Here is an 18188-nt window from a genome sequence, read left to right on the forward strand (position 1 = left end):
GGTGTCCCCCATTGTGTGTTTACGTCGTCACCCTTGCTGCCAGCCGCGAGCGGATGGCAGCAAGCTCGGCCACGGTGACCCCGTGGTGCAAGAGATAGTTCCGGGTATCAAGGCCGCGGACGAATTCCAGGACTCCGCCGCCGCGCTTCTCCAGGAGCGGCACCAGCACCTCCTCCGCCAGGTAGCGCTCGTGCTTGTGCGGCGGACCCACAAGCCGGTGGCGCTCATTGATGCCCCGCATGGCCGCCTGGTAACCGGACACAATCTCATGGTCACCGGCGCCGGAAAGGTCCTGGAGCATCGCCGCCACCATCCCGCTGCGGTCCCGGCCTGCCGAGCAGTGGATCACCACACCGGCGGGGGCCGCGGCAACCGCCTTGAAGACGGCCACGAGCTTTTCCGGAAACAGCCGGGCATTGGCCGCGTAGCAGGCAGGATCGTTCAGGTAGGGGGAACACAACTCTTTGAACTCCGGGTGGCCCGGATCCTCCGTGGGCGCATGCACCACGTCGAACGCCGCCAGCACCTCCGCGCCAACGGCGGGGTCCGTGTCCCTCAGTCCGTGTTCCGAGGGGTTCCGGAGGTCGATCACGGTGCGGACGCCGTCGTCGTACGCCTGTTTCCAGCCCGTCTCGGTGACCCATTCCCGGCGCCCCATCCGGAACACGCTGCCGGAAATGCGCCAGGCATTCACGGCTCCGTCCCAGTTCACGGGCTGTCCAGGCTGTTCCATCCAGACAGCTAATCACAGACCCCCGGCATCCGGCACGGGTACCGGCCGGAAAATGGGGTGGCGCCCGGCGAATAAACGGGTATTCCGGCCCGTGTCCGGCGGGCGGGCGGCCGGGTACCGTTGGGCGTACTTGCGGCTTGGCCGCGGCCCGCGGCCCAAAAGCCCGGTGCACAGATCAGAACAAAGGGGAAACTGATGAGTGACCGGATATTACGACGGCGGCACGCGGCGTACGCTGCCGGCCTGGCAACGCTGGCCCTGGCCTTGGGAACCGCGGCAGGGCCGGCGGGAGCGGTGCCTGCGGGGGGACTTGATTACATCGCGGTAGGTGACTCCTACACCGCGGGAACCGGTGCGGGTGCGGCCGTCAGACCACCCGAAGCGACGTGCTGGCAGAGCAGCCCGGGGTATGTTGCCGACGTCGACAAAACAGGCCGAGTGTCCCTGGTGGTCAATGCCGCCTGCCACGGGGCACTCCTTTTTTCGGGCGATGACCCGCTCCAGAAACAAATCAGCGTCACCACCCAGCTCACGGGCCTCGTCGGCGCAGGGAAACTGAATCCCTCCACCGGAATAGTCACCATCACCGCCGGAGCCAACGACGCCGGGGTGAGTCAGGTGCTGGGCGCCTGCGCGGCCTACGGCGTTGAAGTGTGCGCCGGTGCTGTGGCGTCTTCCGAAAGCGGGATGGGTCAGGTGGGTGAGGCGCTCGCTTACATCTACGGGCAGATTCACACGGCGGCTCCGTCCGCGAAGATCGCTGTCCTGGGGTATCCGCGGCTGTTCGAGCCGGCTGACGGGAATCCGTACTTCTCCGTGGACGAACAGCGGCTGATCAACCAGGCCACGGACAAGCTCAATGCCGCCATCGCCACGGCAGTCTCCAGAGCCAATGCTTACGGGGCGAACGCGCAGTTCGTCGACGTCACAGCGAGGTTTGCCGGGCACGCCGTCAACTCCGCCGATCCGTGGATCGCGTACGACGGCGGGAATCCTCTGGCGGATTCCAACTTCCACCCCACTCCCACCGGGCACCGCGCCTATGCCACGGCCGTGATGAGCGACGTCAAGCCGGGCACCTTGGCGAGGTAGGGCCGGACCACGCCGGACCGCGCCGGACCGCGCGGGCCAGGGCTGCCCGCCCCGGGGGCGCCGGCCCTAGCGTTGCTTGGCCAGCCTGAACTCCAGGCCGGCACGGACCATGGGCCACTCATGTTCGAGGATCGAGAACACCACAGTGTCCCGGAGCTGCCCGTCAGCCGTCCGGGTGTGGCTGCGCAGTACGCCGTCCTGCTTCGCTCCCAGCCGCGCGATCGCCTCCCGGGACTGGTGGTTGAGCCAGTGCGTCCGGAACTCGACGGCCGGGCACCCCAGCGTTTCAAAGGCATGCCGGAGCAGGAGCAGCTTGGAGTCCGCGTTTGTCCCCGTGCCGTGCGAAGAAGCCGCATTCCACGTGGAACCGATCTCCACGCGGGGAGTGGCGGCGTCGATATTCATGTACGTGGTCATCCCGATCACCCGGCCGGGACCACCGGCGGCGGGATCAAGGAGTCGCGTGGTGAACGGGAGCATGGAGCCGGCTTCCTGGAGCCGGAGGCGGCGGTCGATCTCCGCGGCCATGCCCTCCGGTCCGGGCACGGTTGTGTACCAGAGCTTCCAGAGTTCACCGTCGCGGGCAGCCTCCACCAGGCCGTCGTGGTGCGCGTGGCTCAGCGGTTCGAGAACGACGTGTTGACCGGTCAGCGTGATGGGATCGATGGAAGTCACCGGACCATCCTAGGGGCAGCGGCTAGGCTGTTGGGATGATCACAGTAGCGGGAACCGTCAGCTCTCCCCTCGGGGCAGAGGAAGCCTTCAACTACCTGTCGGCCTTCGAGCACACCGCGGAGTGGGATCCGGGCACCCCCGTGGTGAAGAAGCTCTCCGGGGGCCCCGTCGCCGTGGGCCACCGGTACCACGCCGAAGCGGAATTCCGTGGCAAGCGGCAGACCCTCATCTACGAGGTGGTGGAGCTGACCGGCAACCACATCAAGCTCCGGGGCGAAAACAAAACGGTCATATCCGAGGACTCGATCGACGTCTCCCCGGACGGGACCGGCTGCACGGTGCAGTACACGGCCGAATTCCAGCTCAAGGGCGCGCTCAGGCTCATTGAACCGTTCATGAAGCCGGCGTTCATGTCACTCCGGGATCCCGCAATGAACGGCCTGAAGTCCGCCCTCGACGCGCGGGCCGGGCGCTAGGCCCGGACCCCTAAGGCCGCGGGCCCTTCGCCGCAGGCCCTAAGCCGGCCAGTCGAAGAATCCCTTGCCGGTCTTCCGGCCCAGTTCGCCGCGGGCCACCTTGTCGCGGAGGATCTGCGGCGGAGCGAAGCGCTCCCCCAGGGTGGACTGCAGGTACTCCGCGATGCCCAGCCGGACGTCCAGGCCCACAATGTCCGTGGTCCGCAGCGGGCCGGTGGGGTGCTTGTAGCCCAGCACCATGGCGTTGTCGATGTCCTCGGCGGACGCGACGCCTTCCTCCACCATGCGCATGGCTTCCAGGGCAATGGCCACGCCAAGGCGCGACGAGGCAAAGCCGGGAGCGTCATTGACGACGACGGCGGTCTTGCCGAGCGCCTCCACCCACCTTTTCGCCGCAGCGGCCAGGTCCGGGGACGTCTGCTCGCCGAGCACCACCTCGATGAGCGTGGACGCGGGAACCGGGTTGAAGAAGTGCAGGCCCAGGAAGTGCCCCGGGCGCTTGAGTTCGCGGGCCAGTCCGTTCACGGACAGGGACGAGGTGTTGGAGGCGAGGTAGGCGTCGTCGGATAGTCGCGCCTCGATTTCCCGGAGGGAGGCGACCTTCAGCTCCCAGTCCTCCGGAACGGCCTCAACCACCAGCTCGCGGTCCTTGAAGTCGTCATAGTCCACCGTCACGGAGAGCCGCGACACCATTTCGTCCAGGTTGCCGTCCGTGGCGCCGCGCTCGATGCTCTTGGCGGCCGCGGACTCCACCCGTTCCCGTGCGGCTTCGGCCGAGGCCTCGTCCCGCTCCACCACCAGGACGTTGGCACCGTTGATCAGGAAGGCGTGGGCGATGCCCGCCCCCATCCGGCCGCCGCCGAGGACGCCCACCGTGGCGGGAAGGCCCGCCGGAAGTACGGAATTGCTCATGGTTACTTCGTCCCGTCTTGCTGGTCTGAATTCTTGGCGGTTTTCTTATCTGTCTTCTTGACTGTTTTCTTATCCAGGAAGGCCTGCATCCGGTCGAACTTCGCCTGGGATTCGAAAAGGATCCCCTGTGCCAGCTGGTCGATCAGTGGATGTGCCTCGGCGGGGGCATGGAACACGGACTTGGTGATCCGCACGGCCAGCGGATCCTGCCGCGCAATGCGGTCCGCCAGGCTATGCGCGCCGTCCATGAGGACGGGGGCTTCGTGGATCTCGGTGATGAGGTTGACGGCGAGGGCCTGTTCGGCCCGCAGCACCAGGCCGGCCAGCAGGATCTGCTTGGCAACGGGTTCGCCCACAAGTTCCTTCAGCCGCCAGCTGGCACCGGCCGCGGCGAGGATGCCCAGGCCGGTTTCGGGGTTGCCGATGCGGACGCTGGGCGTTCCGATCCTGAAGTCCGCGGCGTATGCCAGCTCCGCGCCGCCGCCCAGGCAGTAGCCGTCCAGCGCCGCAATCACGGGCATGGGCAGCTTCGCGATCCGGACGAAGATCGTGGAGTTGATGCCCTGCAGGGCATCGTCCCGGCGCCGTTCACGCAGCTGGGCGATGTCCGCGCCCGAGGCGAAGACGCCGTCCGTGCCCGCAATGATGAGCACCTTGGGGTTCTGTTCCAGCGCGGCGCAGACGATGTGGAGCTCGTCCACCATCTGCTGGTCGATGGCGTTCCGGACCTCGGGGCGGTTGAGGAGCACCACCACGCGGTCCTCCCGCTCCTCGACCAGGAGGGTTTTGAAGTCCAGCGTGCTCAAGTGTCCGTTCGCGCTTCCCGGGGCCGGCATTACACGCGCTCCAGCAGCATCGCGGTGCCCTGGCCGACGCCGATGCACATGGTGGCGAGGCCCAGCTTGGCGTCCTCGCGTTCCATCCGTCCCAGCAGGGTGATGGCGATCCGTGAGCCGCTGGACCCGAGCGGATGTCCGAGGCTGATGGCGCCGCCGTCGCGGTTCACAATCTCCGGATCCAGCCCGAGCCGGCGCATGCTGGCAAGCGACTGGGTTGCGAACGCTTCGTTAAGTTCGACGGCGCCGAGGTCGCCCACGCTGTAGCCGCTCCGGCCCAGGACTTTCTGGGTGGCGGGGACGGGGCCGATGCCCATGATCTCGGGTTCGCAGCCGGCGGAGGCGCCGTCAACGATGCGCGCCCGCGGGGTGAGGCCGAGCTTCCGGATGGCCACCTCGGACGCCACGATGATGGCGGAGGCGCCGTCATTCAGCGTGGAGGAGTTGCCGGCCGTGACAATCGAGCCGCCCTTGACCACGGGGCGCAGCCCGGCGAGCACGTCCATGGTGGTCCCGGCGCGGGGGCCCTCGTCCGTGTCAACCACGGTTTCGCCCTTGCGGGTCTTCACCGTCACCGGGACGATTTCGTCCTTGAACCGGCCGGCGGCGATGGCCGCGAGCGAACGTTCATGGGAGCGGACCGCGAAGGCGTCGGCGTCCTCTCGGGAAATGCCGTCCACCCGGCCCACTTCCTCGGCGGTTTCCGGCATGGAGTACGTCATTTTGCCGTCCCGGGACAGCTCGCCCTTCTGGAACAGCGGGTTGGCGAACCGCCAGCCGATGGACGTGTCGAAGATGGCGCCGGGCTTCGCGAACGCCGTCTGCGGTTTTTCCTGAACCCAGGGCGCCCGGCTCATGGATTCAACGCCGCCGGCAATGACGATGTCCGCGGCTCCTGATTTAATCATGTGGCTGGCCATGATGATGGCGCTCAGGCCGGAGGCGCACAGCCGGTTGACCGTGATGCCGGGGATGTGGAGGGGAAGCCCGGCCAGCAGGGTGGCCATGCGGGCCACGTTGCGGTTTTCCTCGCCGGCGCCGTTGGCGTTGCCGAGGATCACTTCGTCGATGGAATCCGGGTCAAGGCCGGCGCGGGCGACGGCCTCGCGGACCACGAGTGCGGCAAGGTCGTCGGGGCGGACCGCTGAAAGCGCCCCTCCGTAGCGGCCCACCGGTGTGCGGGCACCGCCCACCAAAAATGCCTGCGGTCCTGCTACTGCTGAGGCCATGGAAACACCCTTCACGCGATTAACGGCAATGTCATCTGCGGCGGCAAGAGCCTGGCGACTAATTTACCGACCGTTCGTTCTATAAAGATTACACTGCGGCCGCAAGGGGTCAACCAAGTTCCCGGTACTTACAGGACAGTGACGCCAAGGTGGGCTGCCAGCAGCGGCGCCAGCAGGCTCAGCTGGTAGTCGTCGATCACCACACCGGACAGGCTTCCGAGTCCGCTGATGGTGCGGAAATCCGTGCCGCGGAGGTCGAAGTCCTTGAGCTTGGCGCCGGCGAGGTCGAGCGTGCCGATGGTGCAGTTCTTCAGCGCCACCCGGGTTCCCGTCACCGAGCCCAGGTCCAGCTCATTGATGATGCAGTCGCTGATCTGCACATCCGTGAGCCGTGAGCCGCGCAGGTTCACGTAGTCCAGCTTCCCGCCGTCGATCCGCACCGACGTCCAGCCGCTCTCGTACAGCTCCGCCGAACCCCACCGGGGATTGCCGATCTCCACATCCCGCAGCGTGGCCCGCGCCGCAGTCAGCACCGGGGCGTACATTTCGGCCAGGACGCAGTCCCGGAACGTCGCGCCGCGCAGCTGCGTCTCATTGAAGGAGACCCCTTCAAATGCGCACTCGGCGAAATCCGTGCCGCTGAGCTCGAGGCCGTCGGCATCGGCGCGGCTGAACCTGAGGCCGTCGTACCGCCCGCCCCGCTGGAAATCCGGTGCGGGATCGTCCCGCAACTCCTCCAGCCTGACCGGGGAAAGCCTGGGGGCCGTCACCTTGGGCGCCTTGGTTGCCCTTCCTGCCGCGCGACCGTCCGCCATCAGAGGGACTCGGCCTTCGCTGCAATCTCGGCGACGTCCTTGGCCAGCGCCTTCCGGGTGATGCTCATGCCGATCCTGCCGAACAGTGCCAGCATGACCTTGCTAAGAAGGGTGGGCCTGACCACTTTGGCGCCGAAGGTCAGCGTGAGGTCGGTCCCGCCGTCCCGCTCCGCGAGGATGAACCGCGTGGTGTAGTCGGCACCGCCCTGGAGCGCCTTGACCGTGGTGGTTCCGGCCCGCGTGGGCGACGGCGGCTCAGCCTGGGACACCCACATCTCGACGGTTTCCGCCCGGCCCATCATGGTCCGGGTTTCCTTCCACCGGGTCCCTTCACCGTATGCGCCCTCGCTGAGCATCTGGATGGAGTCGACTCCGGAGAGCGTGGCGGCGGAGCCCGGGATGTCCGAGATCACGGTCCAGACCTTGTCCGGACTGGCATTGACGTGATGCGTGAGCGTGGTCTTGTGGTCCATGCCTTCGAGCCTATCCGGGAGCGCCGACAAGCGTCAGCGGCGGCGCTGCACTGAACGCTGCGCGGACGCGCCGAAAGTGGCGGAGGGGCGCCCGCTCCGGCCCGCTTGATTTAGTAAGCATGCTTCGTGCTAGGGTGAATATGCTTAGTTTTTTACCGGAAACGAGAGGTGGAACACACCATGGGTATCGGAGACAAAATTCAGAACGAAGCAGAGCACCTTGGCGGCAAGGCCAAGGAAGCGGCCGGCAACGCCACGGACAATGACCGTCTGCGCGCAGAGGGTCAGAAGGACCAGGTTGTTGCCGACGCCAAGAAAGTTGGCGAAAACGTGAAGGACGAGTTCAAAAGAGACTAAAGCACCACAGGCGGCGGCCACGGCCACTGTCCTGGAAAAACGGCGGGCATTCCTTTGGGGGATGCCCGCCGTTTTTGTGAGATTCTCGGGTGGACAGCAACCGCCAACGGAAGGTCCGCACCATGACGATCATCGACCTCAGCGGTGCCGGCAGTACCGCGGCCACGCCCTCAGGCGCCGCCGGAACCGGATCCCCGAACCTGCGCGGGTACCTGGCCGAGCCACAGGGACCGGGCCCGTTCCCCGCCGTCCTGATGATCCACGAAGCATTCGGCCTCAACGACATTTCACGCCGCCAGGCGGACCGGCTGGCAGCCGCCGGCTACCTGACGTTGGCGGTGGACCTTTTCAGCAACGGCGGCATGCGGCGTTGCATAGTCTCCACCATGCGGTCGATGGCGTCCGGCTCCGGCCAGGCCTTCACGGACCTGGCCATTGCGCAGGCCTGGCTGGAGAAGTCCGGCCGGACCAACGGCAAGGTGGGCGTAATCGGCTTCTGCATGGGCGGCGGCTTCGCCCTGCTGCTCGCCAACAAAGGCTTTGACGCCGCCGCCGTCAACTACGGCAGGCTGCCGAAGAATCCGGAAGACGCCTTGGCGGGGGCTTGCCCCGTGGTGGGCAACTTCGGCAAAGCGGACCGCTCCCTGCCCGGAGCCGCAGCGAAACTCGAAGCAACGTTGGAGAACCTGGGCATCGAGCACGACATCAAGGAATTCGACGGCGCCGGCCACGCCTTCATGAATGACGCCGAGGAGGGCCCCCGGCTCCTCCGCCCGTTGTTCCGGGTGATGGGCGTCAAGCCGGACCCGGACGCGGCTGCAGAAGCCTGGCAACGGATCGAAGACCATTTCGCCCGGTACCTGAAGGGCTGAACCCCCGGGCGCGAAGTGTCCGTTCGCGCTCCCCGGGGGAGAACGACGGCGGCGGCCACCTTGTGAGGTGACCGCCGCCGCCGTCGTCATTGCCGTCGTCGTACTTGCCGCCGTCGTACTTCCACGACGCGGCGTGCCGCCGGCAAGTGGCTAGCTGAAGAGCTCGCTCTTCGGCTCGTTGTCCTTGACCTTCTTCCAGCCAAGCCACAGCACCAGGACGAAGAACGGGATGGTGGCGAGGGTCCACAGGCCGAGGTGGAAGACCTCACCGGTCTTGCTGGTCATGGTGTCGAAGCCGATCAGCACGGTGATGGCCAGCAGGGCAACCAGGCCGGCCCAGCTGCTCCAGGTTCCGCCGGGCGCGGGCAGGGACGAGACCTTGCCCTTCGTCTTGCGCAGCGCGATCTGGCTGGCAAAGATGGCGCCCCAGGTGAAGATCACGCCGATTGATGCGGAGTTGAGCGCGAGGTCGAACGCGTGGGAGCCGCCCAGCCAGATGTTCAGCAGGATGCCGACGAGGTAGACGCCGCCGATGGCCAGGATGGCCGCGTACGGCACGTGGCTCTTGGACATCCGGGTCAGCCACTCCGGAGCGTGGCCGTTATTGGCCATGGTGCGGAAGATCCGGCCGATCGAGTACAGGCCCGAGTTGCAGGAGGAGAGCGCGGCGGTGATGACGATCATGTTCATGACATCGCCCATCCAGCCCAGGCCCATCTGGCCGAACACGGTGACGAACGGCGAGGTGCCTGCCACGTACTGGTCCGAGGGCAGCAGCATGGCCAGCAGCGTGACGGAACCGACATAGAACACCACGATGCGGAAGACCACGGCGCGGATCGCTTTGGGCACTTCCTTGGCCGGATCCTGCATTTCACCGGCCGTGATGCCGACGAGCTCAATCCCGTTGTAGGCAAAGATCACGGCGTTCAGGACCAGGATCATCACCAGCGCACCCTTGGGGAACATTCCGCCTTCGGCTGCGAAGAGGTTGTTGACCGAGGCGTGGCCGTCGCCCACCTGGGCGTTGGTGACCACCATGAAGGTGCCTACGGCCAGGAAGATGAGGATGGCGCCGACCTTGAGGCAGGACGCCCAGAATTCGAATTCGCCGAACGCCTTCACGCTCATGAGGTTCACGCCCACGAGCAGCAGCAGGGCGGCGATGGCGGTCAGTTCAACCGGCACGTTCGGGAAGAAGAACTGGAAGTACAGGCCGATGGCGATGAGCTCGGCGATGCCGGTCATGGCCCAGTTGATGAAGTACATCCAGCCGGACACATACGCGCCCTTCTTGCCGAACATTTCGCCGGCGTAGCTGACGAACGAGCCCGACGTCTGGCGGTACATGATGAGCTCGCCCAGGGCGCGCATCAACAGGTAAGCGATGACGCCGGCAATGGCGTAGGAGAAAATCAGTGCGGGGCCCGTGGAGGCCAGGCGTCCGCCGGCACCCATGAAAAGGCCGACGCCGATGGCGCCGCCCATGGCGATCATGGTGACCTGGCGGCCGCTCAGGGACTTCTTGTAGCCCTCGGCACTGAGGGTGGAGTCGACGACGGCGGATTGCGCCGTCGGGCTCTTAAGTTCTGTTGGGGTACTTTGTGGCACAACTGTTCCTTGTGGGTCGGAGTATGGCCGGCTCAGGAACGCAGAGCTATTGTCCGGATAATTCGGGTTTGTCCCTCATCTGGGGCAATTATCCGGACCAAACTCGCAAGGCGTCGAAGGTTGCGCGGCCTCCCCAGTTTACAAGGCCCGCGGAACCGTCAGTGACGCAGACAACAGTAGAAACAGGATATGCCGAATTAATTTAGCTATCTTGCGGAGGTTCGCAGAATAATATTCTGATGATTATCGATCTGGACGTCGTAGCTAGTCAGAGGTTCGGCACCGGTGGTGGAGCACCCGGTGTCCAGCCTGAAGGCGTTCTGATGCAGCGGGCACAGGACCACGTCCTGGTCGATGGTGCCGTCCGCGATCGGGCCGCCCTTGTGTGGGCAGACAGCGGACAGGGCCCGCAGGCTGCCGTCCCGGAGCCGGAACACCGCCACCTGTTCGCCGTCGACGCCGAACGCCCTCCCCTCCCCGAAGGGGACCTGGCTTACGGGGCCCAGGTTGTGGCCGGCATTCATCGGACCGGAACCTGGGGAAGCACCGTGAGCGGCAGCGAAGTGCGGAACTGACCGGGTGTGAGCGGATCGTCCCGTTCGGTCCAGGGATCCACGTAGCTGTCCACGGACGCCTGCATGGCGGCGTCCAACCCGGCTGCGAGGCCTTCCGCGTCGTCCACCACCACGGCACGGATGCGGTCAATGCCCACCCGTGGCACAAACGAGTAGGTCCGCTCGAGCCAGTTGGCGTTCTCCCGGTAGTACTGCATAAACCGGCCGGTCAGCACCTTGACTTCCTCGGGGTCCCCGACGGTGGCGAGGAGGTCGCCCTTGCGGATGTGGGCGCCGGCCGCTCCCCCGATATAGATCTCCCAGCGGCCGCCTTCCACCGCCACCACGCCCACGTCTTTGACCAGCGACTCGGCGCAGTTCCGCGGGCAGCCCGAGACGGCCAGCTTCAGCTTGGCCGGTGCCTCGATCCCTTGGAACCGCGATTCGATCTCGATGCCCAGCTTGGTGGAGTCGCCGGTGCCGTAGCGGCAGAAGTCCTTGCCCACGCAGGTTTTGACGGTACGAAAGCTCTTCCCGTACGCATAGCCGGAAGGCATGTCCAGGTCCGCCCAGACCTGTGGCAGGTCCTCCTTGGGCACGCCCAGCAGGTCGATGCGCTGCCCGCCGGTCAGCTTGATCAGCGGAATGTTGTGTTTCTCGGCGACGTCGGCAATCCGGCGCAGCTGCTGCACGGACGTCACGCCGCCCTTCATCTGCGGCACCACGGAGAACGTGCCGTCGCGCTGGATGTTCGCGTGCACGCGGTCGTTGATGAACCGGGCGTCCCGCTCGTCGATGTACTGGTCCGCGAGCATCATCTTCATGAGTGAAGCGAGGCCCATTTTGGATTTCGCGTCCTCGGCGCTGCCCGGCGCCAGCGCTGCGAACACGGCGGACACGGAGCGGAGTCCCTGTTTGCGGATGGCCGCCATCAGCGAGGTCTTGTCCAGTGGAATGCCCGGCACGTAGAAGCTGGCGGCGGGGTCCTCCTCCACCGCGCCGTCGGCAGCCCATTCCACCACCTGCTTCACCAGCAGCTTGCAGGAACCGCAGCCTTTGCCTGCCCGGGTGGCGTCCATGGCTCCGGTCAGGGTGTTGCACCCGCCCTTGACCACGTCCACGAGTGACTTCTTGCTGACGCCGTTGCAGTTGCAGACCTGGGCGTCGTCGTCGAGTTCGGCCACCCCCTGTTCCTCCGCGGGGCCGCCCAGGTCGAACATCAGCGAGATCCGCTCCTCCGGCAGGGGCAGCCCCTTGTCGAAGGCCTGGGTCAGGTAGGCCACCTTGCGGCTGTCACCGAGCAGGGTGGCGCCCACCATCTTGTTGTCCCGGATGACGATGGACTTGAACACGCCGCGGCTGGGCTCGGAGAACACGATGTGCTCGTCCGTGTCCCGCTCCGGGCCCTGCAGGCCCATGGACGCGACCTCGACGCCGGCCACCTTGAGTTTCGTGGCGATGCGGGATCCCAGGTATACCGAGGAAGTGTCAGCGCCGGTCACGTGGTCGGCGAGCACCACGGCCTGTTCCCACAGCGGTGCCACCAGGCCGTAGACCTCGCCGCGGTGCTGGACGCATTCGCCCACCGCATAGATGTCGTCCTCGTCCACCACCCGCAGCTGGTCATCCACCACGATGGCGCGTTCCACGTGCAGTCCGCTGAGCACGGCGAGATCCACGTTGGGCCGGATTCCTGCGGCCACCACCACCATGTCGCAGCTGATGTCCGGCTTGTCCCGCAGCCGGACGCCCGTGACTTTATCCGCACCCAGGACCGCGGTGGTGCGGCTTCCGGTGTGCACCCGTATTCCGAGGGCCTCCACGCTCCGCCGGAGGATGGCTCCGCCGTCGGGTCCCATCTGGGCATTCATGAGGTGGCCGCCGGAGTGCACCACGTCGACGGCGATGCCATGGCTTTGGAGCCCCCGCGCGGCTTCCAGGCCCAGGAGGCCGCCGCCGATCACCACGGCCGTGTGGTGGTGATCGTGCTGCGCGTGCTGGACCATGTTGCGGGTGTCGTCAAGGGTGCGGAACGTGAAAACGCCGGGTTTGATCGAGCCGCTGGGCGTATACAGGCCGTCCATCGGCGGCATGAACGATTGGCTGCCCGTGGCGATGATCAGCACGTCGTACGGCACCACGTGGCCGTTATTGGCGAAGACGTATTTGGTGAAGCGGTCGATCCGTTCCACCCGGACGCCTGCGTGGAGCGTGATGTCGTTGTCCTGGTACCAGTGCAGGGAGTTCAGGAAGATGTCCGTGTCGCTTTCCTCGCCGGAGAGGACGTGGCTGAGCATGATCCTGTTGTAGTTGCCGTACGGCTCGTCTCCGAACATGGTGATGGTGAACTGTTCGGCGCCGCCGCGGGCCAGGATCTCTTCCACTGCCCGGGCGCCGGCCATGCCGTTGCCGATCACCACCAGCCGACGGCGGGCGTTCGGCTTGCCCTGCGGGACCTTGCCCTTCGGAAGGGGCCCGCGCTGGCGACTATCGAGGGTTGCTGTCATCAGTGTTCCACCATGCCCAGGTCGACGACCACGAAGCCCGTGACGCCGTCCGCCGCCAGAAGGTACACCTCGATCACGGAGCCGCCCTCAATGTCCTCCACCACGCGGAGCGGCACGTGGATGTCGCTCTTGGCGCCGATGGGGAAATACCGCATGGGCACGCCGTCGCGCATCAGGACCACGGTGATCAGTTCGGAACTGGAGTTGCCGCCGCGAAAGTAGAGTGTCTGGTTGATGATTCCGTCCGGAACGAAGTGCGCGAGCTCACGGTGGATGGGAGCGGGCTTTTCAAGTCCGGCCCCCACAAAGGGGAAGACGCCCTGCAGGAAAAGGTTCTTGGTGATCACGGGACGGATCCTTTCGGCCGGCTGGGTAGGCCCGGCGGCGGACCGCGCGGGTGCTACTTGAGCGTGGGAATCACTGACTCCCTTCCATCCTGCTCCGCAGTTGTTTCGGCCCGGCGCGCAGGGAGTAACGATCCCTTAACGCAAACCTCACCGTTTTTGGGGCCGCCTTCCGTGGCCCGCACAGTCCCGGAGCTAGACGAGCGCGCCGTCCCGCATGGTGTACCGCAGCCAGCTTCCGGCCCCTCGTGCCGCACATTTGTTGAACCACTCCCCCAGGGCGCGGTCGTGGCTCACCATGATGAGCGTTCCGCCGAACTCCGACAGTGCCGCTTCCAGCTGTTCTACCAGCACGGGCGCCAGGTGGTTGGTGGGTTCATCAACCAGCATCGTTCCGTAGCCGCCGAGCAGAAGCCGGGCAAGGGCCAGCCGGCGCTGTTGACCGGCGGAAAGGCTGCCGACCGGAACGTGGAATTCGGTGGTTCGGAAGAGGCCCAGCCGCAGCAGCGCCTCGGCATGCTCGTCAATGTTGCCTCCCAGGCCGGACACGAAGGCCGGGAGAAGCCGTTGCCCGGGGCGGAGCGGCGGCTCCAGTTCCTGCTGCAGATAGCCGATCCGGCCGTGCCGTTCCACCGTGCCCGCGTCCGGCTCCAGCGTGCCCGCGAGGACGGACAGCAGCGTGGATTTACCGGCACCGTTGGGACCCGTGATCAGGATCTTTTGGCCGGCCTCCACCCGGAAATCCGTCCGTTCCAGCCGCCCGTGCACCTCAACGCCGCGGACTTCCAGCGCAGGGTCGTCGCTCTCGCCGGCGCCGGCGGTGGCGCCACCCGCGCCGGGAGCCGCTCCTTCACCGAGGCCGGACTCCCCGAGCTGCTGGAGGTCCACCGCCAGTTTCAAGGGAACCGGCGGGCGGTCCACCGGGCTGGCTTCGAGCCGGCGCAGCCGTTCCTGGGCGTTGCGGACCTTGCTGCTGGCCGCCCGCTGCCAGGTGCCGGCTTTGAAGTCGAAGCCCATTTTGTCGCCGTCGCGGCGGCGGGCGTAGCCCATCTTCCCGGCTACGGTGTCCGCCTGAAGCCGTTCGGCGGCCATCGCGTCCAGCCAGCCGCGGTATTGCTGCACCCAGCGCTCACGCTCTGCGGCCTTCTCCCGCAGGTACCCTTCGTAGCCGTTCCCGTAGCGGTTGACGGCGCACCGTTCGGCGTCCACCTCGATGATGGAGGACGCCACCGTGCGCAGCAGCGCCCGATCGTGGGAAACCACGACGACGGTCCCCCGGTAGGCGGCCAGCCGCGCCTCGAGCCAGGCCGTTCCGCTGGCGTCCAGATGGTTGGTTGGTTCGTCGAAGAGGAGGATGTCCGCGGGATCTGCGAGCACACAGGCCAGCGCCACCCGGTGCTGCTCACCGCCGGAGAGCGAACCCAGCGTCCGCCGCCGGTCCAGCCCGCCCAGTCCAAGGCGGTCCAGTGCCGCTTCCACCCGCGACTCCGCGGCATAGCCTTCCCGGAGCTGGTACTGGGTCTGCAGGTTGCCGTAGCGTTCCAGCAGCTCCTCGTCGGCATCGGCCAGGCCGGCTTCCAGGCCGTCCAGCTCCGCCTCCAGGGCGCGGAGTGACGCCAGCGCGTCGTCGACGGCGTCGCCCACGGTGAACGTCGCCGGCAGGCCAGTGGTCTGGGCCAGGTAGCCGACGCGGCCGTGGCTGACGGCAGTGCCTTCGTCCGGGGCCTCGATCCCGGCCAGGATGCGGAGCAGGGTCGATTTTCCCGCGCCGTTCTCGCCGACGACGGCCACATGTTCGCCGGCACCGATGGAGAGATGGACGTCGGTAAAAAGCCGGCGGTCGCCGTAGCCATGGGTGACGCCGGTCAGGGAAAGATGTTCAGTCAAGGGAAAAGTCCTAACGGGGTCCGAAGAAATGGGCGCTGCTGGTTAGGACTTCATCGCTCCAGCCTGCCCGGCCGGGCCCCCCGCGTCAAGCGCCGCCGTCGGAGTCCCCAGACTGCGAGCGCTACCGCCGGAGTCCTCAGACTGCGAGCGCTACCGCTTTCCTGCGCCGGGCCTTCGCCAGCCGGGTGCCGATCAATCCCTGGCGCGGGCTGAAGAGGTAGACCGCGGCGAACACCACACCCTGGGTGAGCACCACCATCGCGCCCGAGGCGGTGTCGAGGTAGTAGCTCAGGTAGATGCCGGTGATCGAGCACACCGCCGAGATCACGGGGGCGATCACCAGCATGCGGGAGAAGCGGTCCGTCAGCAGGTACGCCGTGGCTCCGGGGATGATCAGCATGGCCACCACCAGCACGACACCCACGGTCTGCAGGGCCACCACAGAGGTCAGCGCCAGCAGGCCCAGCAGCAGCGCCCCCAGCCGCTTCGGTGACAGGCCGATGGCGTGGGCGTGCGTGGGGTCGAAGGCGTACAGCGTCAGGTCCCGGCGCTTGAGGATGAGGATGGCGAACGCCACCACGCCCAGCACCAGCACCTGGATGAGGTCCGGAATGCTGACGCCCAGCAGGTTGCCAAAGATGATGTGGTTGAGGTCGGTCTGGCTCGGCGTGACGGAGATGAGCACCAGGCCCAGGGCGAACAGCGAGCTGAACACGATGCCGATCGCGGCGTCCTCCTTGACCCGGCTGGTGTTCCGGACCACCCCGATCAGGGTGACGGCGATCAGCGCGAAGACCAGCGCCCCGATCGCGAACGGCGCCCCGACGATGTAGGCCAGGACGACGCCGGGCAGCACGGCGTGGGAGACGGCGTCGCCCATGAGCGACCAGCCGATGAGCACCAGCCAGCAGCTCAGCACGGCACAGACGATGGCCGCGAGCGCCGTGGTGATGATGGCGCGCACCATGAAGTCGTAGCTCAAGGGTTCAAGCACGAGGTCGAAGAGGTCCATGGCTTAGTTCCTGCCCTGTTGCCGGAAAAGGTCCGTGGCTGGAAGGTCCGGGATTGGACGGTCCGTAGCTGGGAGGTCCCGGTTGAGGACGTCCAGGCCGAAGGCCATGGCCAGGTGCTCGGGCTGCAGGACCACCTCGGGCGGGCCGTGCATGAGGACCTTGCGCATCAGCAGCACGGCTTCGTCGCAGAGCTGGGGCAGGGCGTGGAGATCGTGGGTGGAGATGAGGATGGTGCAGCCGTCCGAGGCGAGTTCACGCAGCAGGCGCGTGATGGTGGCTTCTGAGCGCTTGTCCACCCCGGCGAACGGCTCGTCCAGGAGCATCATGGTGGCACCCTGGGCTATGCCGCGGGCCACGAACGCGCGCTTCTTCTGGCCGCCGGACAGCTGGCCGATCTGCCGGTTCGCGAACTCGGACAGTTCCACCCGGTCCAGCGCGAGGTCGACGGCCTCGCGGTCGGCCTTGGAGGGGCGGCGGGTGAAGCCCTGGTGCCCGTAGCGGCCCATCATCACCACGTCGCGGACGGACAGCGGGAACTGCCAGTCGACGTCTTCGCTTTGCGGGACGTAGCCGATTCCCCCTTCCTTGCGGGCCTTGGCAGGTGACGCTCCGTTGATGAGGACGCGGCCGGCGTCGGGCTTGATCATTCCCATGATCACCTTGAACAGCGTGGACTTGCCGGAGCCGTTCATGCCGATCAGGCCGCAGATCCGGGCGGGGTCCAAGGTCAGGGACGCGGCATCCAGCGCCAGGACCTCCCCGTAGTGGACCGTGACGTTTTCAACCAGGATGGCCGGGCTGCTCATGATGCCGCCCCCGCCTGAGCACCAGCGAGTGCTTCGGTGATGATCCTGGAGTCGTGCCGGATCAGGTCCAGGTACGTGGGCACGGGACCGTCCGCCTCAGACAGGGAATCGACGTAGAGCACTCCGCCGAATTTCGCTCCCGTGGCTCCCACCACCTGGCGCATGGGGGCGTCGGACACCGTGGACTCGCAGAAGACAGCCGGGACCTTGTTGGCCTTGACGAATTCGATGGCCCGGGCGATCTGCTGCGGCGTGGCCTGCTGCTCGGCGTTGACGGCCCAGATGTAGACCTCCTTGAGGCCTGCGTCGCGGGTCAGGTAGGAGAAGGCGCCTTCACAGGTCACCAGGGCACGCTGTGCCTCGGGGACGGTTGCGAGCTTCTGCACCATCTCGTCCTTCACGGCCTGCAGTTTGGCCTTGTAGGCGGCACCGTTGGCCTCGAAGGTGGAGGCATTGTCCGGATCGAGCTTGGAGAAGGCCTTCACCATGTTGTCCACGTAGATCTGCACGTTCACCGGCGACATCCACGCGTGCGGGTTCGGCTTGCCCTGATAGGAGTCTTCGCTGATGGACATCACCTTCACGCCCTCGCTCACCACGGCGTGCGGAACATCCAGGCCCTCGACGAACTGGGCGAACCAGGCCTCCAGGTTCAGCCCGTTGTCCAGGATCAGGTCCGCCTTGGAGGCCTTCCGGATGTCCCCGGGCGTGGGCTCATAGCCGTGGATTTCGGCGCCGGCCTTGGTGATGGATTCGACCTGCAGCTTGTCCCCTGCCACGTTCTGCGCCACGTCGGCCAGCACGGTGAAGGTGGTCAGCACCACGGGCTTCTCATCGCCTGGGCCCTGGCCGGGGGCGGCACCCCCGCACGCGGTGAGGGACAGGCAAAGGGAAAGGGCGACGGCGGCGGCCCCAGCAGAGCGAAGGACCCCGGTTCGGCGGACTACTTTGGCGCACCGAAACAGAAATTTAGGCATACCGAATATTCTACCCGGC

19 protein-coding genes are annotated in these 18188 nt (G+C 66.5%); 4 read left to right on the forward strand and 15 right to left on the reverse strand.

The window, feature by feature from the left end; translation table 11 throughout:
• Positions 1 to 19: 19 nt before the first annotated feature.
• Positions 20 to 733: a tyrosine-protein phosphatase gene (locus JOE41_RS06395; RefSeq protein ID WP_209751558.1), complete on the reverse strand. Its 714-nt coding sequence runs from the start codon at positions 731 to 733 to the stop codon at positions 20 to 22.
• A gap of 195 nt (positions 734 to 928) precedes the next feature.
• Between JOE41_RS06395 and JOE41_RS06400 the strand changes: the two genes are divergently transcribed.
• Positions 929 to 1825, forward strand: a complete 897-nt coding sequence (locus JOE41_RS06400) for an SGNH/GDSL hydrolase family protein (RefSeq protein ID WP_209751559.1) — start codon at positions 929 to 931, stop codon at positions 1823 to 1825.
• 66 nt (positions 1826 to 1891) lie between these two features.
• Here the strand turns inward: JOE41_RS06400 and JOE41_RS06405 are convergent, their stop codons facing one another.
• Positions 1892 to 2500, reverse strand: a complete 609-nt coding sequence (locus JOE41_RS06405) for a GNAT family N-acetyltransferase (RefSeq protein ID WP_011693091.1) — start codon at positions 2498 to 2500, stop codon at positions 1892 to 1894.
• Positions 2501 to 2535: 35 nt separating this feature from the next.
• Here JOE41_RS06405 and JOE41_RS06410 point away from each other — a divergent pair, with 35 nt between their 5' ends.
• A complete protein-coding gene (locus JOE41_RS06410; protein ID WP_209751560.1) occupies positions 2536 to 2976 on the forward strand; it encodes an SRPBCC family protein in 441 nt (146 codons plus the stop codon).
• Between the two features lie 39 nt (positions 2977 to 3015).
• Here JOE41_RS06410 and JOE41_RS06415 read toward each other — a convergent pair whose 3' ends face one another.
• The 5 genes from JOE41_RS06415 to JOE41_RS06435 form a co-directional block, all read right to left on the reverse strand.
• A complete protein-coding gene (locus JOE41_RS06415; protein ID WP_209751561.1) occupies positions 3016 to 3888 on the reverse strand; it encodes a 3-hydroxyacyl-CoA dehydrogenase family protein in 873 nt (290 codons plus the stop codon).
• Positions 3889 to 3890: 2 nt separating this feature from the next.
• Entirely contained in the window at positions 3891 to 4724 is an 834-nt protein-coding gene (locus JOE41_RS06420) for an enoyl-CoA hydratase/isomerase family protein (RefSeq protein ID WP_209751562.1), read from the reverse strand.
• Positions 4724 to 5953 (reverse strand): acetyl-CoA C-acyltransferase, encoded by a 1230-nt coding sequence (locus tag JOE41_RS06425; protein WP_209751563.1) that lies wholly within the window; start codon positions 5951 to 5953, stop codon positions 4724 to 4726. Before JOE41_RS06425 ends, JOE41_RS06420 begins: the two co-directional genes overlap by 1 nt.
• Positions 5954 to 6081: 128 nt before the next feature.
• Entirely contained in the window at positions 6082 to 6768 is a 687-nt protein-coding gene (locus JOE41_RS06430; protein WP_209751564.1) for a pentapeptide repeat-containing protein, read from the reverse strand.
• Entirely contained in the window at positions 6768 to 7241 is a 474-nt protein-coding gene (locus tag JOE41_RS06435) for an SRPBCC family protein (protein ID WP_043429993.1), read from the reverse strand. The genes JOE41_RS06430 and JOE41_RS06435 overlap by 1 nt, the downstream gene beginning before the upstream one ends.
• Positions 7242 to 7421: 180 nt before the next feature.
• Here JOE41_RS06435 and JOE41_RS06440 point away from each other — a divergent pair, with 180 nt between their 5' ends.
• Together JOE41_RS06440 and JOE41_RS06445 are read left to right on the forward strand one after the other, a co-directional pair.
• A complete protein-coding gene (locus JOE41_RS06440; RefSeq protein WP_011693098.1) occupies positions 7422 to 7598 on the forward strand; it encodes a CsbD family protein in 177 nt (58 codons plus the stop codon).
• Between the two features lie 122 nt (positions 7599 to 7720).
• Positions 7721 to 8470 (forward strand): dienelactone hydrolase family protein, encoded by a 750-nt coding sequence (locus tag JOE41_RS06445; RefSeq protein ID WP_209751565.1) that lies wholly within the window; start codon positions 7721 to 7723, stop codon positions 8468 to 8470.
• Positions 8471 to 8620: 150 nt separating this feature from the next.
• Here JOE41_RS06445 and JOE41_RS06450 read toward each other — a convergent pair whose 3' ends face one another.
• The 8 genes from JOE41_RS06450 to JOE41_RS06485 form a co-directional block, all read right to left on the reverse strand.
• Positions 8621 to 10081, reverse strand: a complete 1461-nt coding sequence (locus tag JOE41_RS06450; protein WP_011693100.1) for an amino acid permease — start codon at positions 10079 to 10081, stop codon at positions 8621 to 8623.
• Positions 10082 to 10287: 206 nt separating this feature from the next.
• Positions 10288 to 10605 (reverse strand): Rieske (2Fe-2S) protein, encoded by a 318-nt coding sequence (locus tag JOE41_RS06455; RefSeq protein ID WP_011693101.1) that lies wholly within the window; start codon positions 10603 to 10605, stop codon positions 10288 to 10290.
• The gene (gene nirB / locus JOE41_RS06460; RefSeq protein WP_209751566.1) at positions 10602 to 13142 is read right to left on the reverse strand and encodes a nitrite reductase large subunit NirB; all 2541 of its coding nucleotides are present in this window, start codon (positions 13140 to 13142) and stop codon (positions 10602 to 10604) included. The genes JOE41_RS06455 and nirB overlap by 4 nt, the downstream gene beginning before the upstream one ends.
• Positions 13142 to 13489, reverse strand: a complete 348-nt coding sequence (locus JOE41_RS06465; RefSeq protein WP_209751567.1) for a molybdopterin oxidoreductase — start codon at positions 13487 to 13489, stop codon at positions 13142 to 13144. The genes nirB and JOE41_RS06465 overlap by 1 nt, the downstream gene beginning before the upstream one ends.
• A 192-nt stretch (positions 13490 to 13681) precedes the next feature.
• A complete protein-coding gene (locus tag JOE41_RS06470) occupies positions 13682 to 15373 on the reverse strand; it encodes an ABC-F family ATP-binding cassette domain-containing protein (protein WP_209751568.1) in 1692 nt (563 codons plus the stop codon).
• A 136-nt stretch (positions 15374 to 15509) separates the two neighbouring features.
• Positions 15510 to 16385: a metal ABC transporter permease gene (locus tag JOE41_RS06475; RefSeq protein ID WP_011693105.1), complete on the reverse strand. Its 876-nt coding sequence runs from the start codon at positions 16383 to 16385 to the stop codon at positions 15510 to 15512.
• A 3-nt stretch (positions 16386 to 16388) separates the two neighbouring features.
• Positions 16389 to 17192 (reverse strand): metal ABC transporter ATP-binding protein, encoded by an 804-nt coding sequence (locus JOE41_RS06480; RefSeq protein ID WP_209751569.1) that lies wholly within the window; start codon positions 17190 to 17192, stop codon positions 16389 to 16391.
• A complete protein-coding gene (locus tag JOE41_RS06485) occupies positions 17189 to 18169 on the reverse strand; it encodes a metal ABC transporter substrate-binding protein (protein ID WP_011693107.1) in 981 nt (326 codons plus the stop codon). Before JOE41_RS06485 ends, JOE41_RS06480 begins: the two co-directional genes overlap by 4 nt.
• Positions 18170 to 18188 lie beyond the last annotated feature (19 nt).

The sequence above is a fragment of the Arthrobacter sp. PvP103 genome, assembly GCF_017833075.1.
In the GTDB taxonomy this organism is placed as follows: Bacteria; Actinomycetota; Actinomycetes; order Actinomycetales; family Micrococcaceae; genus Arthrobacter.

What these genes read in the sequence shown, in the direction of transcription:
- JOE41_RS06400 (WP_209751559.1), top strand. Translation starts at nt 929, where the DNA reads ATGAGTGACCGGATATTACGACGGCGGCACGCGGCGTACGCTGCCGGC.
- JOE41_RS06430 (WP_209751564.1), bottom strand. Translation starts at nt 6,768, where the DNA reads ATGGCGGACGGTCGCGCGGCAGGAAGGGCAACCAAGGCGCCCAAGGTG.
- JOE41_RS06425 (WP_209751563.1), bottom strand. Translation starts at nt 5,953, where the DNA reads ATGGCCTCAGCAGTAGCAGGACCGCAGGCATTTTTGGTGGGCGGTGCC.
- JOE41_RS06420 (WP_209751562.1), bottom strand. Translation starts at nt 4,724, where the DNA reads ATGCCGGCCCCGGGAAGCGCGAACGGACACTTGAGCACGCTGGACTTC.
- JOE41_RS06435 (WP_043429993.1), bottom strand. Translation starts at nt 7,241, where the DNA reads ATGGACCACAAGACCACGCTCACGCATCACGTCAATGCCAGTCCGGAC.
- JOE41_RS06395 (WP_209751558.1), bottom strand. Translation starts at nt 733, where the DNA reads ATGGAACAGCCTGGACAGCCCGTGAACTGGGACGGAGCCGTGAATGCC.
- JOE41_RS06485 (WP_011693107.1), bottom strand. Translation starts at nt 18,169, where the DNA reads ATGCCTAAATTTCTGTTTCGGTGCGCCAAAGTAGTCCGCCGAACCGGG.
- JOE41_RS06475 (WP_011693105.1), bottom strand. Translation starts at nt 16,385, where the DNA reads ATGGACCTCTTCGACCTCGTGCTTGAACCCTTGAGCTACGACTTCATG.
- JOE41_RS06410 (WP_209751560.1), top strand. Translation starts at nt 2,536, where the DNA reads ATGATCACAGTAGCGGGAACCGTCAGCTCTCCCCTCGGGGCAGAGGAA.
- JOE41_RS06445 (WP_209751565.1), top strand. Translation starts at nt 7,721, where the DNA reads ATGACGATCATCGACCTCAGCGGTGCCGGCAGTACCGCGGCCACGCCC.
- JOE41_RS06480 (WP_209751569.1), bottom strand. Translation starts at nt 17,192, where the DNA reads ATGAGCAGCCCGGCCATCCTGGTTGAAAACGTCACGGTCCACTACGGG.
- nirB (WP_209751566.1), bottom strand. Translation starts at nt 13,142, where the DNA reads ATGACAGCAACCCTCGATAGTCGCCAGCGCGGGCCCCTTCCGAAGGGC.
- JOE41_RS06455 (WP_011693101.1), bottom strand. Translation starts at nt 10,605, where the DNA reads ATGAATGCCGGCCACAACCTGGGCCCCGTAAGCCAGGTCCCCTTCGGG.
- JOE41_RS06415 (WP_209751561.1), bottom strand. Translation starts at nt 3,888, where the DNA reads ATGAGCAATTCCGTACTTCCGGCGGGCCTTCCCGCCACGGTGGGCGTC.
- JOE41_RS06440 (WP_011693098.1), top strand. Translation starts at nt 7,422, where the DNA reads ATGGGTATCGGAGACAAAATTCAGAACGAAGCAGAGCACCTTGGCGGC.